Consider the following 19,311-nt stretch of genomic DNA (forward strand, 5'->3'; position numbering starts at 1 on the left):
CCGAAGAGTTCCGTCAGTTTCCTGCGCTCGACTTGCATGTATTAGGCACGCCGCCAGCGTTCGTCCTGAGCCAGGATCAAACTCTCCATAAAGTGTTTGACTTGCTCGTTGTTGTGACCGAAGTCACGATTGACGAAGCTTGCGCTTCATTCGTTTTTGTATTCCGTAGAATACGATTTTTGCCTCATCGTTCAGTTTTCAAAGTTCGTCCGCGCCTGTTTTGGCGACTCAATTAGAATACCAAGTCCGAAACAAGAAGTCAACAACTTTTTTGAAATTGTTTTTCTCGTTTGTTTCAAGCGCTTGTCGTTGTTAAGGACATGTAATAATATATCATGCGTTTTATTATTGTGCAACACTTATTTTAAAATTGTTTTTAAAATCATGAACAAGCCTCTTGAACCTTATGATTTCGGCTCAAGAGGCTGTATTTTCCCTATTAATCCATCAACTGAATAATACTATATTGTCGTTCTTCCATTAAATCAATAATCGTCATCCGTCCCTGTTCTTCGTAAGAAATGACAGGTCGATCAAAGACTGGATTCTTGCGAGTGATGGTTGCAATCTTTCCGTTACTCATCAGCACGCGATCACCGACTTCTATTGGTAGAAGTAATTGTCCGAGCAATAGTACATACTTTGAACAATATTGCATCGGTCTTGCTTTTAAATGACGATAGGCATCAAACGGCGTATAAGCTTCCCGGTACGGACGCCAACTCGTCATTGCAGCAAAGACGTCTGCGACGATGAATAATCGTGTATGATCTGCAATCTTATCTCCTTTTACCTTTAAAGGGTAACCCGTTCCATCTAAACGTTCATGATGTTGAACAATTAAACGATTCACAGTATCCGAGATAATCGTCTCCTTTTGCAAGGCTTGATATGCCATTGCCGGGTGACGTTGAAAAATTTCTTGTTGCATCGCTTCATATCGTTTCGTGTGACGCCATTCCATGATCCGCGCTAATCCGTAATCTGCAAAATAGGATGCCGTCCACAGCTCATGAATCATTTTTCGTTCTTTCCCGACTGCTTCCGCCAGCATTTGGGCTACTGCCCCTCGATAGATGGCATGTCGAACGGTATAAGCTTCCGTTCCCCGCTCTAGGAAGAATGGTAAGACATCTTGTCTCGTAATCCGTTCTGGAACGGACTGTTTGACCCAGCTCAATGCTTCGTATACATTCGGCTTCATTCCTTGTTCCCATGACATGAAGACTTTATTATAAAAGCGAATGAATTCTTCGAAGGGATGTTCCACATGGGCTTCAACCGTTTCAATCTGTACTTCTTCATCTGCACCGAAATCAGGTCGATCCTCAATGACGACTTCCTTGATTAAGAACCGTTGGATTCGTCGTAACTCATCGGTTCCTATTTTTTTCCCTGCTTCTACGATCGGATGATCCGTATGTAAGTAGATGGATTCAGTCAAACGATCCCCGATGCGTAATTGGTCACTTGCCACTCGCATATCGCTTCGTTCCTTTCTCTTCTTTCTATATATGTAGATAAAAGCAGCAGAGTAGTATCACTCTGCTGCTTCCTTGCTGACGTCTTGCTTACTCTTCCGCTTCTTCTGAAGCATCCGATTCGACTACATTCTCTTCTACTACAAGATCCGTGTCTTCTTCCGTTTCATCAGTCTCTTCTCGTTTCAGTTTCGCAACCGTTGCAACACGGTCACCCTCTTCAATTCGAATGACCTTCACCCCTTGGGTATTGCGACCGACACGTGAAATGTATTGCGAGTCTGTCCGAATGACGATACCACTCTCTGTCATGATCATGATGTCATCATCGACATCAACGATTCGCATGGCAACGATTTGACCGACGCGATCCGTCACCTTACTCGCGATCAATCCTTTACCACCACGAGACTGACTACGGAACTCGGTCATCGGTGTTCGTTTACCGAATCCTTTTTCCGTAATGACAAGAACATCTTGTGCATCACGTGCAAGTTCCATCCCGACGACGAAATCGTCTGGGCGTAATGTCATCGCTTTAACCCCACGAGCGCCACGTCCCATCGAGCGGACATTCGTGATTGGGAAACGAATCGCTTTCCCGCTTGTCGAAACAGCAAAGACTTCATCGTCCGTCGATGCGAGACGAACTGATGTCAACTCATCGTCTTCAAACAATCGAATCGCGATCAAACCGTTTTTGTTGATTCGCGCATATGCAGACAACGGTGAACGTTTGACGCGTCCTTTACGTGTCATGAAGATCAGTGATTTTTGCTCATCTTGAACGACTTCTTCTGTTTCGAGCGTTTCTTCCGTCTCTTCAATCTCTCCCTCAATCACCTCGACAGGTGCTTCAGTTGCTTGTTGCTCCTCGAGATAACGTTTGAAGTTGACTGGAATCATCGTCTCGACCTTTTCGTCGCGTTCGATTTGGATGAGGTTGATGATCGGTACACCTTTGGATGTTCGGCTCATCTCTGGTACTTCGTATCCACGAATCCGGTAGACTTTTCCACGGTTCGTAAAGAATAAGATCGTATCATGCGTCGAACAAGACAAGAGACGCGTGACGTAATCCTCGTCGTTCGTTCCGATTCCCTGAACCCCACGTCCGCCGCGGCGTTGTGTCCGGTACGAATCCGTCGTCATCCGTTTGATGTAGCCACTGCTTGTCAACGTGATGATGATATCCTGTTCCGGAATCAAATCTTCGTCTTCGAATTCGATGTGGTCCATGCGGATTTCCGTCCGACGTTCGTCGTTGAAACGTTCTTTCAACTCCTCGAGTTCTGTCCGGATCAAATCAAGCAAGACTTCTTCACTCGCAAGGATGCGGTTCAATTCCGCGATCAATTGCATGATTTCGTCATATTCTGCTTCGATTTTCTCCCGTTCAAGACCTGTCAGGCGTTGCAACCGCATATCGAGAATCGCTTGTGATTGTTTCTCAGATAATGCAAAACGCTCCATCAACTGTTCACGTGCTGCGTCCGCTGTCCGGTTCCCGCGAATGATTTGAATGACTTCATCCAAATGATCGAGTGCAATCCGTAAACCAGCGAGCAAATGTTCACGTGCTTCTGCTTTTTCGAGATCGAACTGTGTCCGACGACGCACGATTTCTTTTTGATGCTCGAGGTAATGATATAGCATTTCCTTGAGCGTCAATGTTTTCGGACGTCCGCCGACGATCGCAAGCATGTTGACACCGAACGTCGTTTGCATCGACGTCTGTTTATACAAGTTATTTAAGATGACGCTCGCATTGGCGTCACGACGGACTTCCATGACGATGCGCATACCGCGGCGATCTGACTCATCCCGTAAATCGGTGATGCCTTCGATCTTTTTCTCGCGGACGAGATCGGCAATCTTTTCAACGAGGCGGGCTTTGTTGACCTGATAAGGCAACTCCGTCACGATGATCCGCTCCCGATCTTTTTTCGTCTGTTCGATTTCAGCTTTCGCACGGACGATGATCGAGCCACGTCCTGTTTCGTAAGCGCGGCGAATCCCACTCCGTCCGAGAATCTCACCAGCTGTTGGGAAATCAGGTCCCGGAATGTGCTGCATCAGTTCTTGGATCGTGATTTCGGGATCGTGAGACAGTGCCAAGACACCATCGATGACCTCACCTAACTGATGCGGCGGAATGTTCGTTGCCATCCCGACCGCAATCCCGCTCGACCCGTTGACGAGTAAGTTCGGGAAGCGTGACGGTAAAACTTCCGGTTCGCGTTCCGAACCATCGTAGTTATCTTTGAAATCAACTGTGTTTTTGTTGATATCGCGAACGATCTCCATCGCGATTTTTGACATACGAGCTTCCGTATATCGCATCGCTGCCGCCGAGTCACCATCGACAGAACCGAAGTTTCCGTGTCCATCGACAAGTTCGTAACGGTAGCTGAAGTCTTGCGCCATGCGGACCATCGTGTCATAGACAGCAGAATCCCCGTGCGGGTGATACTTACCGATGACTTCCCCGACGATACGGGCAGACTTTTTATGTGGTTTATCGGCACGAATACCGAGGTCGTTCATCGCATAGAGAATCCGGCGGTGTCCGGGTTTTAAGCCGTCCCGTACGTCCGGAAGAGCACGTGCGACGATAACGCTCATCGCGTAGTCCATGAAGGACGTACGCATCTCTTGACTGATATTAATATCCTTGATGATTCCGTGATTTTGTTCGGACATGCTTCTGGCCACCCTCTCTGTTCAGCGTTAAATATCCAGGTTCTTGACGTAATGCGCGTGTGATTGAATGAAGTCGCGTCGTGGTTCGACTTGATCTCCCATCAAGATATCGAAGACTTCATCCGCTTCGATCGCATCTTGAAGCTCGACACGTAACATTTGACGACCACTTGGATCCATCGTTGTTTCCCAAAGTTGCTCTGGATCCATCTCCCCAAGACCTTTGTAGCGCTGAATGTCGTACCGTGCGTTTTCAGGAAGCGCTGCAAGCGCCTCTGTCAATTCACGTTCGTTATGCACGTACGTGATGTTCTTCCCTTGTTTGATCCCGTATAGCGGTGGCTGAGCGATATAGACATACCCATGCTCGACAAGCGGACGCATGTAACGGTAGAAGAACGTCAACAAGAGTGTCCGGATGTGGGCACCATCGACATCGGCATCGGTCATGATGATGACTTTGTGATAGCGTGCTTTTTCGATATTGAACTCAGAACCGATACTTGTTCCGAGTGCCGTGATGATCGTTCGGATCTCATTGCTACCAAGAATCTTATCGAGACGTGCTTTCTCAACGTTCAAGATTTTACCGCGAATCGGTAAGATCGCTTGGAAATGACGATCGCGTCCGGATTTCGCAGAACCACCCGCTGAGTCACCCTCAACGATGTACAATTCAGAAATCGAGGCATCGCGTGATGAACAGTCAGCCAGTTTACCTGGAAGCGAGCTGACTTCGAGAACACCTTTACGGCGTGTCAGTTCACGTGCGCGTTTCGCTGCCATACGGGCGCGCGACGCCATCATCCCTTTTTCGACGATTGCGCGTGCGTTCGTCGGGTTTTCAAGCATGAACTGCTCAAACGCACCAGAGAAGAGTGAATCCGTGACCGTACGTGCGTCGGAGTTCCCGAGTTTCGTCTTCGTCTGTCCTTCGAACTGCGGGTTCGGGTGTTTGACAGAAACGATCGCTGTCATTCCTTCACGCACGTCCTCACCGGATAACGTACCGTCTGCATCCTTCATCAAACCGAACTTCTTCGCGTAGTCATTGATGACCCGTGTCAAAGCCGTCTTGAAGCCGGTCTCGTGCGTACCACCTTCATGTGTCGGGATGTTGTTCGTGAACGAGTAGATGTTTGAAGCAAATCCATCGTTGTACTGAAGCGCGACTTCAACTTCAATGCCGTCTTTTGTTCCGTGTACATAGACCGGTTCTGCGTGAACGACCTCTTTTGAACGGTTCAAGTGCTCGACGTAGGATTTGATCCCACCTTCGTAGTGGAAGCTACGCGTCATCGGCTCATCCGCACGATCGTCCGTGATGATGATCTTCAAGCCTTTGTTCAAGAAAGCGAGTTCCCGCAAGCGTGTTGCTAGCAAATCATAGTCATACTCGAGCGTTTCTTGGAAAATCTCACCGTCTGGGAAGAAACGAATTGTCGTTCCTGTCTCTTCCGACGTTCCGATGACTTCAAGATCTTGCGCTGGTACACCGCGATGGTACGCTTGGTAATACAGCTTTTCATTCCGTTTGACGAATACTTCAAGTTTCGTCGACAGGGCGTTAACGACAGAAGCCCCAACACCGTGTAGTCCACCTGATACTTTATATCCGCCGCCGCCGAACTTACCACCAGCGTGGAGGACCGTCAGGATGACCTCAACGGCAGGACGACCCATCTTCTCTTGAATGTCGACTGGAATACCACGTCCGTTATCCTCGACTAAGATCGAGTTCCCTGGTTCGATCGTGACCTTGATCGTGTCACAGTATCCTGCGAGCGCCTCATCGATCGAGTTATCGACGATCTCCCATACGAGGTGATGGAGACCCTTTGATGCCGTCGAGCCGATATACATCCCTGGACGTTTACGTACTGCTTCTAATCCTTCAAGTACTTGAATCTGATCGGCACCGTACCCTTGTTCCAATTCCATATCTTCATGATTACTCATCGGTTTTCTCACCTACTGTTTCTTTATATGATGTCTCTTCCAAATCGACCGTCCCTTGTTTCACGTGGAACAACTTCGCTTGGTTGATCGTTTCATGCGCAATCCCGTCGACGCTTGTCGTCGTCAGGATCGTCTGGACCTTTTGTTGCATCGTATCGAGCAAATGTGTTTGACGATGATCATCAAGCTCGGATAAGACATCGTCGAGTAGAAGAAGCGGATATTCCCCTACTTCCTCGTGGATCAATTCGATCTCCGCAAGTTTTAACGAGAGAGCTGCAGTTCGTTGTTGTCCTTGTGAACCATACGTTTGAACGTTTCGTCCATTGACTTCCATCTCGAAGTCATCCCGATGTGGTCCAAACAACGTAACTCCTCTTCGGATTTCATTTTCTTTTATTTTACCAAACTTCCGCGTGTAGGACGCAGTCATTCCTTCGACATCGAGTAATTCGTCGCCGAATGTGTCCGAACGATAGATGAGCGCGAGTTCTTCCTGTCCACGACTGATTCCATCATGAATCGGTCGTGCCCACTTTTCGAGCTGGGCCATGAAATGATGGCGGCGCTGAACGATTTTAACGGCTAGCGTAATCATCTGCTCCGTCAAGATATCAAGGAAGGTCTCGTCTCCTCCCTTCATGGACAGTTGTTTCAGCAGTGCATTCCGTTGCTTCAACACTTTCAGATACTGACTCAATTCATGCAGATAGACCGGGCTGACTTGACCGATCTCCATATCGAGAAATCGTCGGCGGACTTGTGGACTGCCTTTGACGATATGCAAATCTTCCGGGGCGAATAAAACAATGTTCAGTGCCCCGACGTAATCACTTAAGCGTCGTTGCTCTAGATGATTCAGTTTTGCTTTTTTCCCGCGACCCGAGATGACGATCTCTTGGACATGAGAACCTGTTCGTTTGACGACACGTCCTTCGACACGCGCCGTCTCTTGGTCCCAACCGATCAGTTCCTTGTCATGCGTCGTCCGGTGCGACTTCGCAAGAGCAAGAACATAGATCGCTTCCAATAAGTTCGTCTTCCCTTGTGCATTTTCACCAATCAGGACATTCGTTTTTTCGGAGAATGACAGTTCGAGTGCGTCATAGTTGCGATAATGACTGAGTCGGACTGAATCCAGCCGCACGTTAGTTGCCCTCGTTCTTGATGATGAACTGACCGTAGTCTTCTACATCAATGATGTCTCCATCCCGTAATTTACGACCACGTCGCTGATCGACTTCGCCGTTGACTAGAATCGGTACCTCTGCTAAAAACGGTTTGGCTTGTCCTCCGCTTGAGATGATATCCGATAACTTTAAGAACTGCCCTAACGTGACATATTCCGTTGTAATTCTGATTTCTTGCATGGATTGACTCCTCCTACCTACATATTATAAATGACGTACTCTTTATTGTACTAAACATTGGGCGATTTAGCAAAATTCCCGAACGTATATACGGTATACGAAAAAGACGGGTCCGATGTCGAAACAATCGAACCCGTCTTGTCGCGTGTTTTATATGGATGCTTACGCTGTCCGGACTGGAAGAATCAGTTGCAGAACGTTATCTTGATCGACTGGGTGCAAGATGAATGGACGAATCGAACCCGTGAACTGGATTTCGATATCTGTTGCGTCAAGCGCCTTCAAGGCATCCATCATGTACTTCGAGTTGAACGAGATTTTCAGCTCTTCTCCTTCAAGCGAAAGGATGCTGACTTGCTCCGAGACTTTCCCGACTTCTGGCGAATGTGAAGAGATCTCGACCGCTGTCGTTCCTTCAGCTGCGAACTTGATGACGTTGTTACGGTCCTCACGTGCGAGCAGTGACGCGCGATCGATCGCTTGAAGCAATTCTTTCGCGTTCATGCGGACGGCTGTCCGGTATTCTTCTGGAATCAAACGTGATGTATCCGGATAGTTTCCGTCGAGTAGACGCGAGAAGAAGAGGACGTGCTTCATCTTGAATAAGATTTGTTGGTTCGTGATCGTGATATCCACATGACCATCCCCAAGCAACTTCGATAATTCATTTAAGCTCTTACCAGGAACGATGACGTTCTGGAACGAGATGTCCGTATCTGTCTCGAACTGTGCACGACGAAGGGCTAAACGGTGACTATCTGTTGAGACACACGTCAAGATGCCTTTATCAGCTGAGAAGTTCACACCTGTCAGAACAGGACGTGTTTCTTGAACAGCGACAGCAAAGCTTGTTTGGCGAATCATCGAACGTAAGAGATCAGCCGGTAAACGGAAACGTTGTCCCCCATCGACTTGTGGAAGGCGTGGGAATTCATCTGGATCAAGACCGTTCAAATGGAATTCCGCTGTTCCTGACTGAATCCGTGTCATGAAGTTTGGTGAGACTTCGAGTGTGACTTCGTCTTTCGGCATCTTTTTGACGATATCGCCGAAGAAGCGGGCATTCAAGACGACACTACCAGCACGGTGGACTGTAACATAAGACGTTCCATTCTCTTCTGCATAGATTGTCCGTTCAATCGAGATTTCTGTATCGCTTCCTGTCAGCGTCATGCCATCTCCATGAGCTTCGAGTTTGATCCCTGTCAGAATCGGAATCGTCGTGCGGGATGAGACCGCTTTGGCTACATCTTGTACTGCTTGGATTAAAGCTTCGCGTTGAATGGTGATATGCATATCGTCGTTAGACTCCTCTCGAAAATAATGGGCATGCGCCCATCATAACATAATAATATATTTTTTTAATAATAGTCTTAGGGGCTGTGGATAGTGTGGATAAGTCGGTGGATAACTTGATATAAAGCCAAAAACGGTGTGGATAAGTTGTGGATAACTACCCTACTTTATCCACATGTTTATCCACAGTTTTATGAATGCTTCAACTCATGCTTGATTTGTTCAATGACTTTTCCGGTTTCCCCGTCCGATTTGATCAACATACTGATCTTTTCATGGGCATGGATGACGGTCGTATGGTCACGTCCCCCGAATTCCTCCCCAATCTTCGGTAATGAGCTCTCTGTCATCTCACGCGAAAGATACATCGCGATCTGACGTGGGAAGGCAATCGATTTCGTCCGTTTCTTCGCCTTAAGATCATCAAACGGTAAATTGAAGTGCTTACTAACCGACTCCTGGATGTCACGAATCGTAACTTTACGCGGTTCAGCGACCGGCATGATGTTATGCAAGGCTTCCGCAGCGACATTTGGATCGATTGGTCGTCCGACGAGATTCGCATAAGCGATAACGCGGGTTAACGCTCCTTCGAGCTCCCGAATATTCGTATCAATTTGACTTGCGATGTAGAGCATGACTTCGTTTGAGACGTCAAGTTGCTCCGCATTCGCCTTTTTCCGTAAGATCGCAATCCGTGTTTCGAGATCCGGCGGCGTGATATCGGTGATCAGTCCCCATTCGAAACGTGAACGAAGCCGATCTTCAAGCGTTGGAATCTCTTTTGGTGGTCGATCACTTGAGATGATGATTTGTTTTTGGTCGTTATGCAGGGCATTGAATGTGTGGAAAAACTCTTCTTGTGTCTGTTCTTTGCCCGCAAGGAACTGGATGTCATCAATTAAGAGAACATCGATATTACGGTATTTATTTCGAAACTCAACCGTCTTATTATCGCGGATGGAGTTAATGAAGTCATTCGTAAAGCGTTCAGAAGAGACATAGGCAATCCGTGTCCCGAGATTTTGATCTTGAACATACTGTCCGATGGCATGCATCAGATGGGTTTTGCCAAGACCAACGCCACCATAGATGAAAAGCGGATTGTATGCTTTAGCAGGCGCTTCCGCAACAGCCAGTGAAGCGGCATGTGCAAAACGGTTCCCCGATCCGATGACGAATGTATCGAACGTATACTTCTCATTTAATTGTCCGAGTTCACTCATCGTCAGTTCTTCTGTTGGTCTCCGCATGTTTGATGGACGCGATTTCGGAGTTGGTGTTGCCTCAACACGTTCCTCTTCTTGTCGATCGAGCATTTTCTTCGCTTGTCCCTCTTCAATGAACTGAATATCGAGTCGGCTTCCTGTTACTTCCTCAACTGTGTCTTCGAGTAAAGATAAGTACTGGCGCTCGAGCCATGTCACCGTAAATGCAGCTGGTGCTGAAACGAGTAGTGTCGTTCCATTTAGCGTGACGCCTTCTGTGGATTTCAACCACATATCATAACTAGCTTTCGGTGTTCGTTCCTCTTCCTCGATCACAGATAAGACATTATGCCAAAGTTCGGCAGCGTTTTTCATAAATACCCCCCTTTTTTTATCAAGATAGAAAAAATTTGTACACAGGCTTATACACAGACAAAGTTAATGAAGAAACTCGACTTATCCCCATAACGTAAAAGCTGTGGATAACGTTATCCACAGGCGATTGAATCTGTGTATAAAGTTATCCACAGGGTGTGTATAACTTGTTTTGTCCTGAACGATCAGGATCATGTTATGCACAATTAGTGTATCAAAAGAAATGAGCTCTGGCAATGGTTGGAATGATTTATCCACAAGTAAATTAAACCGTCCACAGGTAGTTACCCACAAGCTGTGGATAGTGTGGATAAATTGTGGATAAGAGGTGGATAACTTTTCGAAAGAGGAAGCGTTGGAAAAGAGTTATTCACAAAATACAAAAGAGGACGAAAAAAGGAATCGAAAATCGAGGATTGACGTCGATTTTAAAAAATACTATTGTAGACAAAGTGAAGAGTTATCCACGGAAAGTGTGGATAATGTGGATAAGTCTGTGGATAGGTGGATAAGTCTACAAACATCCCCTCCATGATCCATATGCATTCTATCGCGTAATAGAGTTTGCGCAGTCGAATCCTATTGCCTGTTTTCAAACCAAAAATCCCTTAAGCAGGACAAGAAATCTTCTGAACTTTCATTGACAATGCCACAATCAGTTTATATAATGTACAAGACTGCCTTAAAGTAGAAAATAACAATTGGTTATAAAGATCTTTTAAAGGAGGTGCAGACGAATGAAACCAACTTTCAACCCAAACAACCGTAAGCGTAAAAAAGTTCACGGATTCCGTGCGCGTATGGCTACGAAGAGTGGCCGCCGTATCTTGGCTGCTCGCCGTCTTAAGGGCCGCAAAGCCTTGACTGTCTAATGCATTGATGCATCCATCACTTCGGGCATGATCCGAGGTGATTTTTTTTTATGTTTTTTCGTGTGTTCGTGCTTTTGTCACATGCGCCCTATCGCGTCGCATGTTTATTCTATGATATGATGAGAGACGACGAATTTTCGTAGTGTCAGGATGGAGTGTGAATAAGGTGAAGAAGGAATACCGCGTCAAGAAAGACAAGGAGTTCCAAGCGGTGTTTACTAAAGGAGCCTCTGTCGCAAATCGGCAATTTGTCGTGTATGCCTTGAAAAAGGAGCAACAGACTCACTTTCGGGTTGGTTTATCCGTCAGTAAGAAAATCGGGAATGCCGTCGTCCGGAATCAGGTGAAACGGTATCTTCGGGAAGCATGCCAGCAGCATGAAGCCTCGATTGCCCCGAATTATGATTTGGTGATCATCGCGCGCAATCCGGCCGCGAAGATGACCGCGCAAGAAGTGGCTGACAGTCTCCGTCACGTGCTCAAACGTTCCGGTGTCTGGATGCGATCAAAAAAATGAATCGTAGCAATGCATCCTGTTGATTTGTACGGCGCTCCCTTTCCTTGCCTTACTATAGAAGAAGATGGCGTTCGACAAAGCGTAAACAATTTCTAGGAGGAATTATGAACAAGAGAACTAAGATTTGGTTAACTCTCGGACTCATGTCCGTGCTCGCGATCGTATTATCCGGTTGTACACCTAGCTCATATGGTACAGGTGAACCGATCACAGCAGACACAGAAGGTTTTTGGAAACATTACTTCGTTTGGCCGATGGCGTGGTTGATTCGTGAGATTTCACAGTTCTTTAGCGGTGATTACGGTATCGGAATCATCATTACGACACTTCTCGTTCGTCTTGTCATCCTTCCATTGATGATCAAACAAACGAAGAGTATGGGTGGAATGCAAGTCATTCAACCGGAAATGATGAAGCTTCGTGAGAAATACAGCTCAAAAGACCAAGAGACACAACAGAAGTTGCAACAGGAAATGATGAAGCTCTACCAAGAGCATAACGTTAACCCGCTTGCAGGCTGTTTACCGATCTTGATCCAAATGCCGATCTTGATTGCGTTCTACAACGCGATCATCTACACACCGGCTATTTTCCAACACACATTCCTCTGGTTCGACCTTGGGAAACCAGATCCATTCTTCATCTTGCCGATTATGTCTGCGGTACTGACGTATCTGCAACAAAAGATCTCGATGGCAGGTCAAGAAGACAATCCACAAATGAAAATCATGCTCTACGTCTTCCCAATCATGATCTTCATCATGGGTGTTACACTCCCATCTGCCCTTTCGCTTTACTGGGTTGTTGGTTACATCTTCTCGATCATCGTCACGATCGTCATCATGAAGCCAATGCGTGAAAAGATTAAGTTGCAGACGGAAGCGACAATGGCTGCTAAACGTGAAAAAGAAGCAGCACAAGCAGCTCCGGCTCCTAAAAAATCGAAAAAGAAACGCTAATACGTGAAGAGCGACGCTTTGTTTTGACAGAGTGTCGCTCTTTTTCTTTTGCGTCATTTCGTGTATAGTTGTTTCGTTATACCCATTGCAACGATTAAGGATTAAATACTCATAAAAAGACAGAAGAAAAACGAGGTGGAAGAACGGATGATGGAATTTGATACGATTGCCGCGATTTCGACGCCGATGGGAGAAGGGGCGATTGCGATCGTGCGCTTATCAGGTCCTGATGCAGTCGCTGTAGCCGACCGTGTTTATAAAGGGAGCAACCGCTTGACGGAAGTACCAACCCATACGATTCATTACGGGAAATTGGTCGACCATGAGGCGGACCGTGTCGTCGATGAAGTAATGGTGAGTGTCATGCGCGCGCCAAAGACGTTTACACGTGAAGATGTCATCGAATTGAATTGTCATGGAGGAGTCGTCGCGGTCAATCGTGTCCTCGAACTCATCCTCGCACAACCGGAAGTCCGGTTGGCGGAACCTGGTGAATTTACGAAACGGGCGTTCTTGAACGGACGCATCGATTTGTCACAGGCGGAAGCCGTCATGGATCTGATCCGGGCGAAGACGGACCGAGCGATGCATGTCGCCGTCAGTCAGATTGAAGGGCGTCTCTCAAAACTCGTCCAGGACTTACGTCAACAATTGTTACAAACGATTGCTGCGATTGAAGTCAACATCGATTACCCGGAATACGATGCAGAAGAGATGACGCAACAGATCGTCGAACGTGATGCTGGTGCTGTCCGCGCGATTTTGGCAGAGTTATTAACAACGGCACGCCAAGGGAAAATCCTTCGTGAAGGGTTATCCACAGCGATCATCGGTCGCCCGAACGTCGGAAAGTCGTCTTTGCTCAACACATTGGTGCAAGAAGCAAAGGCCATCGTCACGGATATCGCGGGAACGACGCGCGATACGATCGAGGAGTACGTCAATGTTCGTGGTGTACCGCTCAAGTTGATTGATACGGCAGGGATTCGCGAGACGGAAGATATAGTCGAACGAATGGGTGTCGAAAAGTCACGTCAGGCTTTAAAGACGGCCGATTTGATTTTACTCGTCCTAAACGGGAACGATGTTCTGACGGATGAGGATGTCTTGCTGTTTGAAGCGATTAAAGGGATGAACGCGATCATCATCGTCAACAAGAGTGACTTGGCGCAACAGATTGACTTAGCACGTGTCACGGAACTTGCCGATGGTCGACCGATCGTCACGACGTCCTTGCTCGAAGAAGCAGGCGTCAACGACCTTGAAGCAGCGATTGCGAGTCTGTTCTTTGAACAGGGTGTCGAGAGCCAGGATATGACGTACGTCTCGAATGCACGACACATCCAACTGATCAAACGCGCGAGTCAGATGATCGAAGATGCTCTCGGTGCAGCAGAAGCGGCGATGCCGATCGACATGGTACAGATCGATTTACGACGGGCGTGGGATACGCTCGGCGAAATCAATGGTGATACAGCACAGGATAGTTTATTGGATCAGTTGTTTTCGCAGTTCTGTCTCGGGAAATAATTCGAGACGACTGCGTGTGGAATAAGAAGGAGGAACCAGTACTATGGCTTATCAAGCAGGTGAATTCGACGTTATCGTCGTCGGAGCCGGACATGCCGGCATCGAAGCCTCTCTCGCTGCGGCACGAATGGGCTCGAAAACGGTCATGTTGACAATGAATCCCGATATGGTCGGATTCATGTATTGCAACCCGTCAATCGGTGGTCCAGCAAAAGGGATCGTCGTCCGGGAAATCGATGCGCTCGGTGGTGAAATGGCACGTGCGATCGATGCAACGTATATTCAAATGAAAATGTTAAACACGTCAAAAGGTCCTGCCGTGCGTGCATTACGAGCACAGGCGGATAAATTCGAATACCAAAACCGGATGAAAAAAGCGCTCGAGGATGAGCCGAATTTGCTTTTACGTCAAGCGCTCGTCGAACGGTTGTTAATTGACGACGAAGGACGCTGTGTCGGTGTCGTCACGAATACAGGGGCAGAGTATCGGGCAAAAGCAGTCATCATCACGACCGGAACGTTCATGCGCGGAAAAATCATCATCGGTGAATTGTCTTACGAGAGTGGTCCGAACAATCAGATGCCGTCGATCAATCTATCGAAACATCTTGAAGAACTCGGATTCGAGCTCGCACGCTTCAAAACAGGGACACCACCACGAATCGACGGGAAAACGATCGATTATTCGAAGACCGAGATTCAACCAGGTGACGAAGTGGCACTTCCATTTAGTCATGAAACGACTCAGATGATCACGGAACAAATTCCGTGCTGGTTGACGTATACGACGGAGTATACGCATCAGTTGATTGATGCGAACTTACACCGCTCCCCGATGTTCTCTGGGATGATCAAAGGAACAGGTCCACGTTATTGCCCATCGATCGAAGATAAGGTCGTCCGGTTCAACGATAAACCGCGTCACCAAATCTTCCTTGAGCCAGAAGGTCGCGATACGGAAGAAGTTTACGTGCAAGGGTTATCAACAAGCTTGCCGGAAGACGTCCAACACGATATTCTCCGCTCGATTCCAGGGCTTGAGAATTCTGAAATGATGCGTCCTGGTTATGCGATTGAGTACGATGCCGTCGTTCCAACACAACTTTGGCCAACGCTCGAGACAAAACGTGTTCCTGGTTTGTTCACAGCGGGTCAAATCAACGGAACAAGTGGTTATGAGGAAGCAGCAGGACAAGGGATCATGGCAGGGATCAATGCCGGCCTACAAGTCCAAGGCAAAGAACCACTTATCTTGTCACGTTCACAAGGCTATATCGGTGTCATGATCGATGATCTCGTCACGAAAGGTACGAACGAACCATACCGTCTCTTGACGTCACGCGCCGAGTACCGGTTGTTGCTCCGTCATGATAATGCGGATCTCCGTCTGTCGGAAATCGGACATGAACTCGGGTTGATCTCGGAAGAGCGCCAAGCGAAGTTACTCGATAAACAAGAGCAAATCCGTCTTGAGATGAAACGTCTTGAGAAGGTCGTCATCAAAGCGATACCAGACGTGAATGCACAGCTTGAAGCAATCGGTGCGTCACCACTCAAGGAAGCCCTGCATGCGATCACGTTGCTGAAACGTCCAGAAATCACGTATGCGATGATCGCGCAAATGACACCACCAGAAACACCATTGTCTGCAGAAGCAGCAGAACAAGTCGAAATCCAAGTCAAATATGCCGGCTACATCGATAAACAACTCGATCAAGTCGAAAAAATGATGCGGATGGAGCAAAAACGGATTCCGGATCGTCTCGATTACGATGCGATCAGTGGATTAGCGATTGAAGCGAAACAAAAACTAAACCAAGTGCGTCCGCTCTCGATCGGACAAGCATCCCGGATCTCAGGGGTTAACCCGTCTGATATCTCGATCCTGCTTGTCTATATCGAACAAGGCCAATACGCATTGACTGCGGAGTGAACGAGATGAACCAACAGCAATTCGTAACAGCATTGGCAGCACAGGGACTTGAAGTCTCAGAACATCAGTTGCATCAATTCAAACGGTATTATGAACTGCTCGTCGAGTGGAATGAAAAGATGAACCTGACAGCGATCACGGACGAAGAAGATGTCTATCTCAAGCACTTCTACGATTCGATCACAGCAGCGTTCTATTTCGATTTCACGACGGTCACGACGGTTTGTGATGTCGGAGCGGGCGCTGGTTTCCCAAGTCTGCCGATCAAGATCATGTTCCCACATCTCCAAGTGACGATCGTCGATTCACTCAACAAACGAATCGGCTTCCTCAATCATTTGGCGACGGAACTCGGACTCGAAGGTGTCGCGTTCCATCATGGACGCGCCGAAGAGTTCGGTAAAAATAAACAATTCCGTGAACGGTTCGACGTCGTGACAGCACGTGCGGTCGCTCGGATGTCCGTTCTCGCGGAATATTGCCTACCACTTGCGAAAGTCGGGGGACAATTCGTTGCCTTGAAGGCAGCGAAAGTCAGTGAAGAGCTCGAGGATGGTGCGATTGCCTTAAAAGTACTCGGTGGGAATTTACGGGAAAGTTTCCAGTTCCAATTGCCAGGCGAGGAAAGTGAGCGTAATATCGTTATTGTAGATAAAAAACGAACAACACCCGGGAAATATCCGCGTAAAGCGGGTACGCCTGCGAAAGATCCATTAAGCTAAACACCGTTTCACGTGAAACGATGACTGATAAAGGTGAGGTGCGCCAACGTGAGAAATGCAATTGCCAAGCTGCTCGGTAAGGGAGGGCAACCTGCTACGATCGAGCTTGACCCACAAGAGACGGTTCAGGAATTACCATTGACAGAACTTGTCGCAAACCAGTTCCAACCACGGACAGTGTTTGATGGGGACCGAATTGAAGAGCTAGCCGTTACGATCGAAGAGCATGGATTACTCCAGCCGATCGTCGTTCGAAAACAAGGAACAGGATACGAAATCATTGCGGGAGAACGACGATACCGGGCAGTGCGCTCGCTTGGCTGGGAAACGATTCCTGCCATCGTCAAAGAGATGACGGACGAGACGACTGCTTCACTGGCATTGATTGAAAATCTGCAACGCGAAGATTTGACACCAATCGAAGAAGCAGAAGCCTATGAGCGCTTGCTTGCGTTACAAGACATCACGCAAGAAGTGTTAGCTCGTAAGCTCGGACGTAGTCAATCGACGATTGCCAACAAATTGCGTTTGCTTCGATTGCCAACGGATGTCCGGGAAGCGTTGAAGCAACGGACGATCACGGAGCGTCATGCCCGTGCGTTATTACCGCTCAAGGATGAAGCGCTACAAGTAACGGTACTTGCTGAAATTCTGGAACGGGAATGGAACGTCAAGGAGACGGAGCGCCGGGTGGAACGATTGATGACACCACAGCCACCGAAGAAAAAACGTCATAAGAGCTTTGCTCGCGATACACGGATTGCGTTAAATACCCTTCGCGATTCCGTCGATATGATCGAGCAAACCGGATTGACGATTGAAAAAGAAGAAGTCGATTGTGAAGAATATGTAGAGGTGCGGATTCGCATCGTGAAGGCACGTCCGGAATAAGCGGTCGTGCCTTCCGCTACGTTTAGGAGAGAAGGCAAGTGAACGAATTACCTGTTCGGGCGATTCGCCCGAATCCGACTCAACCCCGGAAACGATTCAATGAAAAAGCATTAGAAGAGTTAGCCCAATCACTCGTTCGGCACGGGATGATCCAACCGATCGTCGTCCGACCACGTGATGGCTACTATGAGATCATTGCTGGCGAACGACGGTATCAAGCAGCGAGTCGCGCAGGATTCGAACGTGTACCGGTCCTCGTGATCGAAGCAGACGAGACACGCGTGATGGAGCTCGCTTTGATCGAAAACATCCAACGGGCGGATTTATCCGCGATTGAAGAGGCGATGGCGTATGCAGAGATGATCGAGGAATTCGGCATCACGCAAGCAGAGCTTGCGCAGCGTGTCGGCAAAAGTCGTTCGCACATCACGAACAGTCTTCGGTTACTACAATTGCCGTTACTCGTTCAACAAGCAGTCATGGATGAGCGGTTATCGATGGGACATGCCCGTGCCCTGTTGTCGCTGAAGCATCCAAAGAAAATCGAGCAGATGGCAGAACGCGTCATGGCGGAAAATTGGAACGTCCGTCGATTAGAGCAGGCGCTTCGGGAACGGAAAGAATCCACGCGTCCGCAACAAGCGACCGCTGTCCAATTCGTCGAAGAGTCGCTTCGCGAAAAATACGGGGCGACGGTTCGAATCAAACAAGGCAAACAAGCAGGGAAACTCGAGATTGATTTTGCAGATGAAGACGACCTCAATCGGTTGCTCGACTTGTTATTACCTGAATCAGATCAATAAAAAGAAGCGTTCCGGTGACGGTTCGCTTCTTTTTGATTACATCGAACGTGGCGTGAAAGAAATCGTCGTCCGTGTCGATTCAGCGGATAGTTTCGCATCGAGCATATGGAAACTGTTCGCGACGAGTTCTGCTAGTTCATAAACGAGATGTAACCGTGTATTTTGGAGAATCATCATCTCCATGAATCCACTGACGTTAACGACGGCTTTAATGTTGAAGTCACCGACCGCTGGCAATTCTTTTTGGACGCCAGCACCGGGTGCGAGTGGACCTTCCGAGAAGAAGACATGCCCAACGCTTGAAAGCCGACCAAGACACGCATCAATTGCGATGACGAGCGGACGGTAATGGGTCGTTTGGATCGAGTGAATCGTTTCAGCGAGATTCAGTGCATGGACGGGTTTAGCGAGTGTACCGTAAACGTGGAGATGAGCAGGTGCTTGTTTTTCAAGGAATGTTCCGACAAGTGGACCGAGTGAGTCGCCCGTCGAACGATCAGAACCAATGCAGACGAGTACGATTGGTCGTTTTTCTTGGACTGCGGAGATTTGTTCGAATAGTTGTTCAGCTAAGCGTTCTTTCGCGAACGGTTCCGTATATTCTAAAAAGAAAGAATAAGGCTTGGGCTCGTGCGAATGAAAGCGGAAATTCATCGAAATCATCCTTTCTTCTCTTGGTGTCGGTGTCGTGG

At 47.8% G+C, this 19,311-nt stretch carries 16 protein-coding genes and 1 rRNA gene; 8 read left to right on the top strand and 9 right to left on the bottom strand.

The features are described 5' to 3' along the window. The 8 genes from KNQ15_RS10535 to dnaA form a co-directional block, all read right to left on the bottom strand. Window positions 1-92, bottom strand: a 16S ribosomal RNA gene (locus KNQ15_RS10535); the annotation flags it as partial. A gap of 347 nt (window positions 93-439) precedes the next feature. Continuing rightward, window positions 440-1,483 (bottom strand): HD-GYP domain-containing protein, encoded by a 1,044-nt coding sequence (locus KNQ15_RS10540; RefSeq protein WP_214729316.1) that lies wholly within the window; start codon window positions 1,481-1,483, stop codon window positions 440-442. An 88-nt stretch (window positions 1,484-1,571) separates the two neighbouring features. Next, window positions 1,572-4,184, bottom strand: coding sequence for a DNA gyrase subunit A (gene gyrA / locus KNQ15_RS10545; protein ID WP_029343028.1), 2,613 nt, complete (start codon window positions 4,182-4,184; stop codon window positions 1,572-1,574). Between the two features lie 27 nt (window positions 4,185-4,211). Beyond that, window positions 4,212-6,125 carry a DNA topoisomerase (ATP-hydrolyzing) subunit B gene (gyrB, locus tag KNQ15_RS10550; RefSeq protein ID WP_200864062.1) on the bottom strand — a complete coding sequence of 638 codons (1,914 nt, stop codon included), beginning with the start codon at window positions 6,123-6,125 and terminating at the stop codon, window positions 4,212-4,214. Between the two features lie 10 nt (window positions 6,126-6,135). Next, window positions 6,136-7,290, bottom strand: a complete 1,155-nt coding sequence (gene recF / locus KNQ15_RS10555) for a DNA replication/repair protein RecF (RefSeq protein ID WP_023469866.1) — start codon at window positions 7,288-7,290, stop codon at window positions 6,136-6,138. Window position 7,291: 1 nt separating this feature from the next. Beyond that, window positions 7,292-7,513, bottom strand: coding sequence for a S4 domain-containing protein YaaA (yaaA, locus tag KNQ15_RS10560; RefSeq protein ID WP_023469865.1), 222 nt, complete (start codon window positions 7,511-7,513; stop codon window positions 7,292-7,294). Between the two features lie 162 nt (window positions 7,514-7,675). Next, complete coding sequence (gene dnaN, locus KNQ15_RS10565; protein ID WP_023469864.1) at window positions 7,676-8,809, bottom strand: DNA polymerase III subunit beta; 1,134 nt, start codon at window positions 8,807-8,809, stop codon at window positions 7,676-7,678. 191 nt (window positions 8,810-9,000) lie between these two features. Next, window positions 9,001-10,392 carry a chromosomal replication initiator protein DnaA gene (gene dnaA / locus KNQ15_RS10570; protein WP_023469863.1) on the bottom strand — a complete coding sequence of 464 codons (1,392 nt, stop codon included), beginning with the start codon at window positions 10,390-10,392 and terminating at the stop codon, window positions 9,001-9,003. A 737-nt stretch (window positions 10,393-11,129) separates the two neighbouring features. Between dnaA and rpmH the strand changes: the two genes are divergently transcribed. The 8 genes from rpmH (at window position 11,130) to KNQ15_RS16925 (ending at window position 18,619) form a co-directional block, all read left to right on the top strand. Beyond that, complete coding sequence (rpmH, locus tag KNQ15_RS10575; RefSeq protein WP_012371910.1) at window positions 11,130-11,264, top strand: 50S ribosomal protein L34; 135 nt, start codon at window positions 11,130-11,132, stop codon at window positions 11,262-11,264. A 166-nt stretch (window positions 11,265-11,430) separates the two neighbouring features. Continuing rightward, window positions 11,431-11,781 carry a ribonuclease P protein component gene (gene rnpA / locus KNQ15_RS10580; protein WP_023469862.1) on the top strand — a complete coding sequence of 117 codons (351 nt, stop codon included), beginning with the start codon at window positions 11,431-11,433 and terminating at the stop codon, window positions 11,779-11,781. A gap of 104 nt (window positions 11,782-11,885) precedes the next feature. Continuing rightward, window positions 11,886-12,740 (top strand): membrane protein insertase YidC, encoded by an 855-nt coding sequence (gene yidC, locus KNQ15_RS10585; RefSeq protein WP_023469861.1) that lies wholly within the window; start codon window positions 11,886-11,888, stop codon window positions 12,738-12,740. 147 nt (window positions 12,741-12,887) lie between these two features. Further along, window positions 12,888-14,270 carry a tRNA uridine-5-carboxymethylaminomethyl(34) synthesis GTPase MnmE gene (gene mnmE, locus KNQ15_RS10590; RefSeq protein WP_023469860.1) on the top strand — a complete coding sequence of 461 codons (1,383 nt, stop codon included), beginning with the start codon at window positions 12,888-12,890 and terminating at the stop codon, window positions 14,268-14,270. A gap of 43 nt (window positions 14,271-14,313) precedes the next feature. After that, window positions 14,314-16,203, top strand: a complete 1,890-nt coding sequence (gene mnmG / locus KNQ15_RS10595) for a tRNA uridine-5-carboxymethylaminomethyl(34) synthesis enzyme MnmG (protein ID WP_214729318.1) — start codon at window positions 14,314-14,316, stop codon at window positions 16,201-16,203. A 5-nt stretch (window positions 16,204-16,208) separates the two neighbouring features. Then, window positions 16,209-16,925 (top strand): 16S rRNA (guanine(527)-N(7))-methyltransferase RsmG, encoded by a 717-nt coding sequence (rsmG, locus tag KNQ15_RS10600; RefSeq protein WP_023469858.1) that lies wholly within the window; start codon window positions 16,209-16,211, stop codon window positions 16,923-16,925. Between the two features lie 48 nt (window positions 16,926-16,973). After that, on the top strand, window positions 16,974-17,816 hold the full coding sequence (gene noc, locus KNQ15_RS10605; RefSeq protein WP_023469857.1) for a nucleoid occlusion protein: 843 nt from the start codon (window positions 16,974-16,976) through the stop codon (window positions 17,814-17,816). Window positions 17,817-17,854: 38 nt separating this feature from the next. Continuing rightward, a complete protein-coding gene (locus KNQ15_RS16925; protein ID WP_035395440.1) occupies window positions 17,855-18,619 on the top strand; it encodes a ParB/RepB/Spo0J family partition protein in 765 nt (254 codons plus the stop codon). Between the two features lie 36 nt (window positions 18,620-18,655). On the opposite strand, the gene yyaC is transcribed toward KNQ15_RS16925, so the two are convergent. Beyond that, complete coding sequence (yyaC, locus tag KNQ15_RS10615; RefSeq protein ID WP_034786343.1) at window positions 18,656-19,273, bottom strand: spore protease YyaC; 618 nt, start codon at window positions 19,271-19,273, stop codon at window positions 18,656-18,658. Window positions 19,274-19,311 lie beyond the last annotated feature (38 nt).

It is taken from the genome of Exiguobacterium sp. s168 (assembly GCF_018619035.1).
Lineage (GTDB): Bacteria > Bacillota > Bacilli > Exiguobacteriales > Exiguobacteriaceae > Exiguobacterium_A > Exiguobacterium_A acetylicum.

Bases quoted from the DNA above. Each gene is read 5' to 3' on its own strand.
- KNQ15_RS10540 (WP_214729316.1), bottom strand. From the start codon at position 1,483: ATGCGAGTGGCAAGTGACCAATTACGCATCGGGGATCGTTTGACTGAA.
- gyrA (WP_029343028.1), bottom strand. From the start codon at position 4,184: ATGTCCGAACAAAATCACGGAATCATCAAGGATATTAATATCAGTCAA.
- gyrB (WP_200864062.1), bottom strand. From the start codon at position 6,125: ATGGAATTGGAACAAGGGTACGGTGCCGATCAGATTCAAGTACTTGAA.
- yaaA (WP_023469865.1), bottom strand. From the start codon at position 7,513: ATGCAAGAAATCAGAATTACAACGGAATATGTCACGTTAGGGCAGTTC.
- dnaN (WP_023469864.1), bottom strand. From the start codon at position 8,809: ATGCATATCACCATTCAACGCGAAGCTTTAATCCAAGCAGTACAAGAT.
- dnaA (WP_023469863.1), bottom strand. From the start codon at position 10,392: ATGAAAAACGCTGCCGAACTTTGGCATAATGTCTTATCTGTGATCGAG.
- rpmH (WP_012371910.1), top strand. From the start codon at position 11,130: ATGAAACCAACTTTCAACCCAAACAACCGTAAGCGTAAAAAAGTTCAC.
- yidC (WP_023469861.1), top strand. From the start codon at position 11,886: ATGAACAAGAGAACTAAGATTTGGTTAACTCTCGGACTCATGTCCGTG.
- mnmE (WP_023469860.1), top strand. From the start codon at position 12,888: ATGATGGAATTTGATACGATTGCCGCGATTTCGACGCCGATGGGAGAA.
- mnmG (WP_214729318.1), top strand. From the start codon at position 14,314: ATGGCTTATCAAGCAGGTGAATTCGACGTTATCGTCGTCGGAGCCGGA.
- rsmG (WP_023469858.1), top strand. From the start codon at position 16,209: ATGAACCAACAGCAATTCGTAACAGCATTGGCAGCACAGGGACTTGAA.
- yyaC (WP_034786343.1), bottom strand. From the start codon at position 19,273: ATGAATTTCCGCTTTCATTCGCACGAGCCCAAGCCTTATTCTTTCTTT.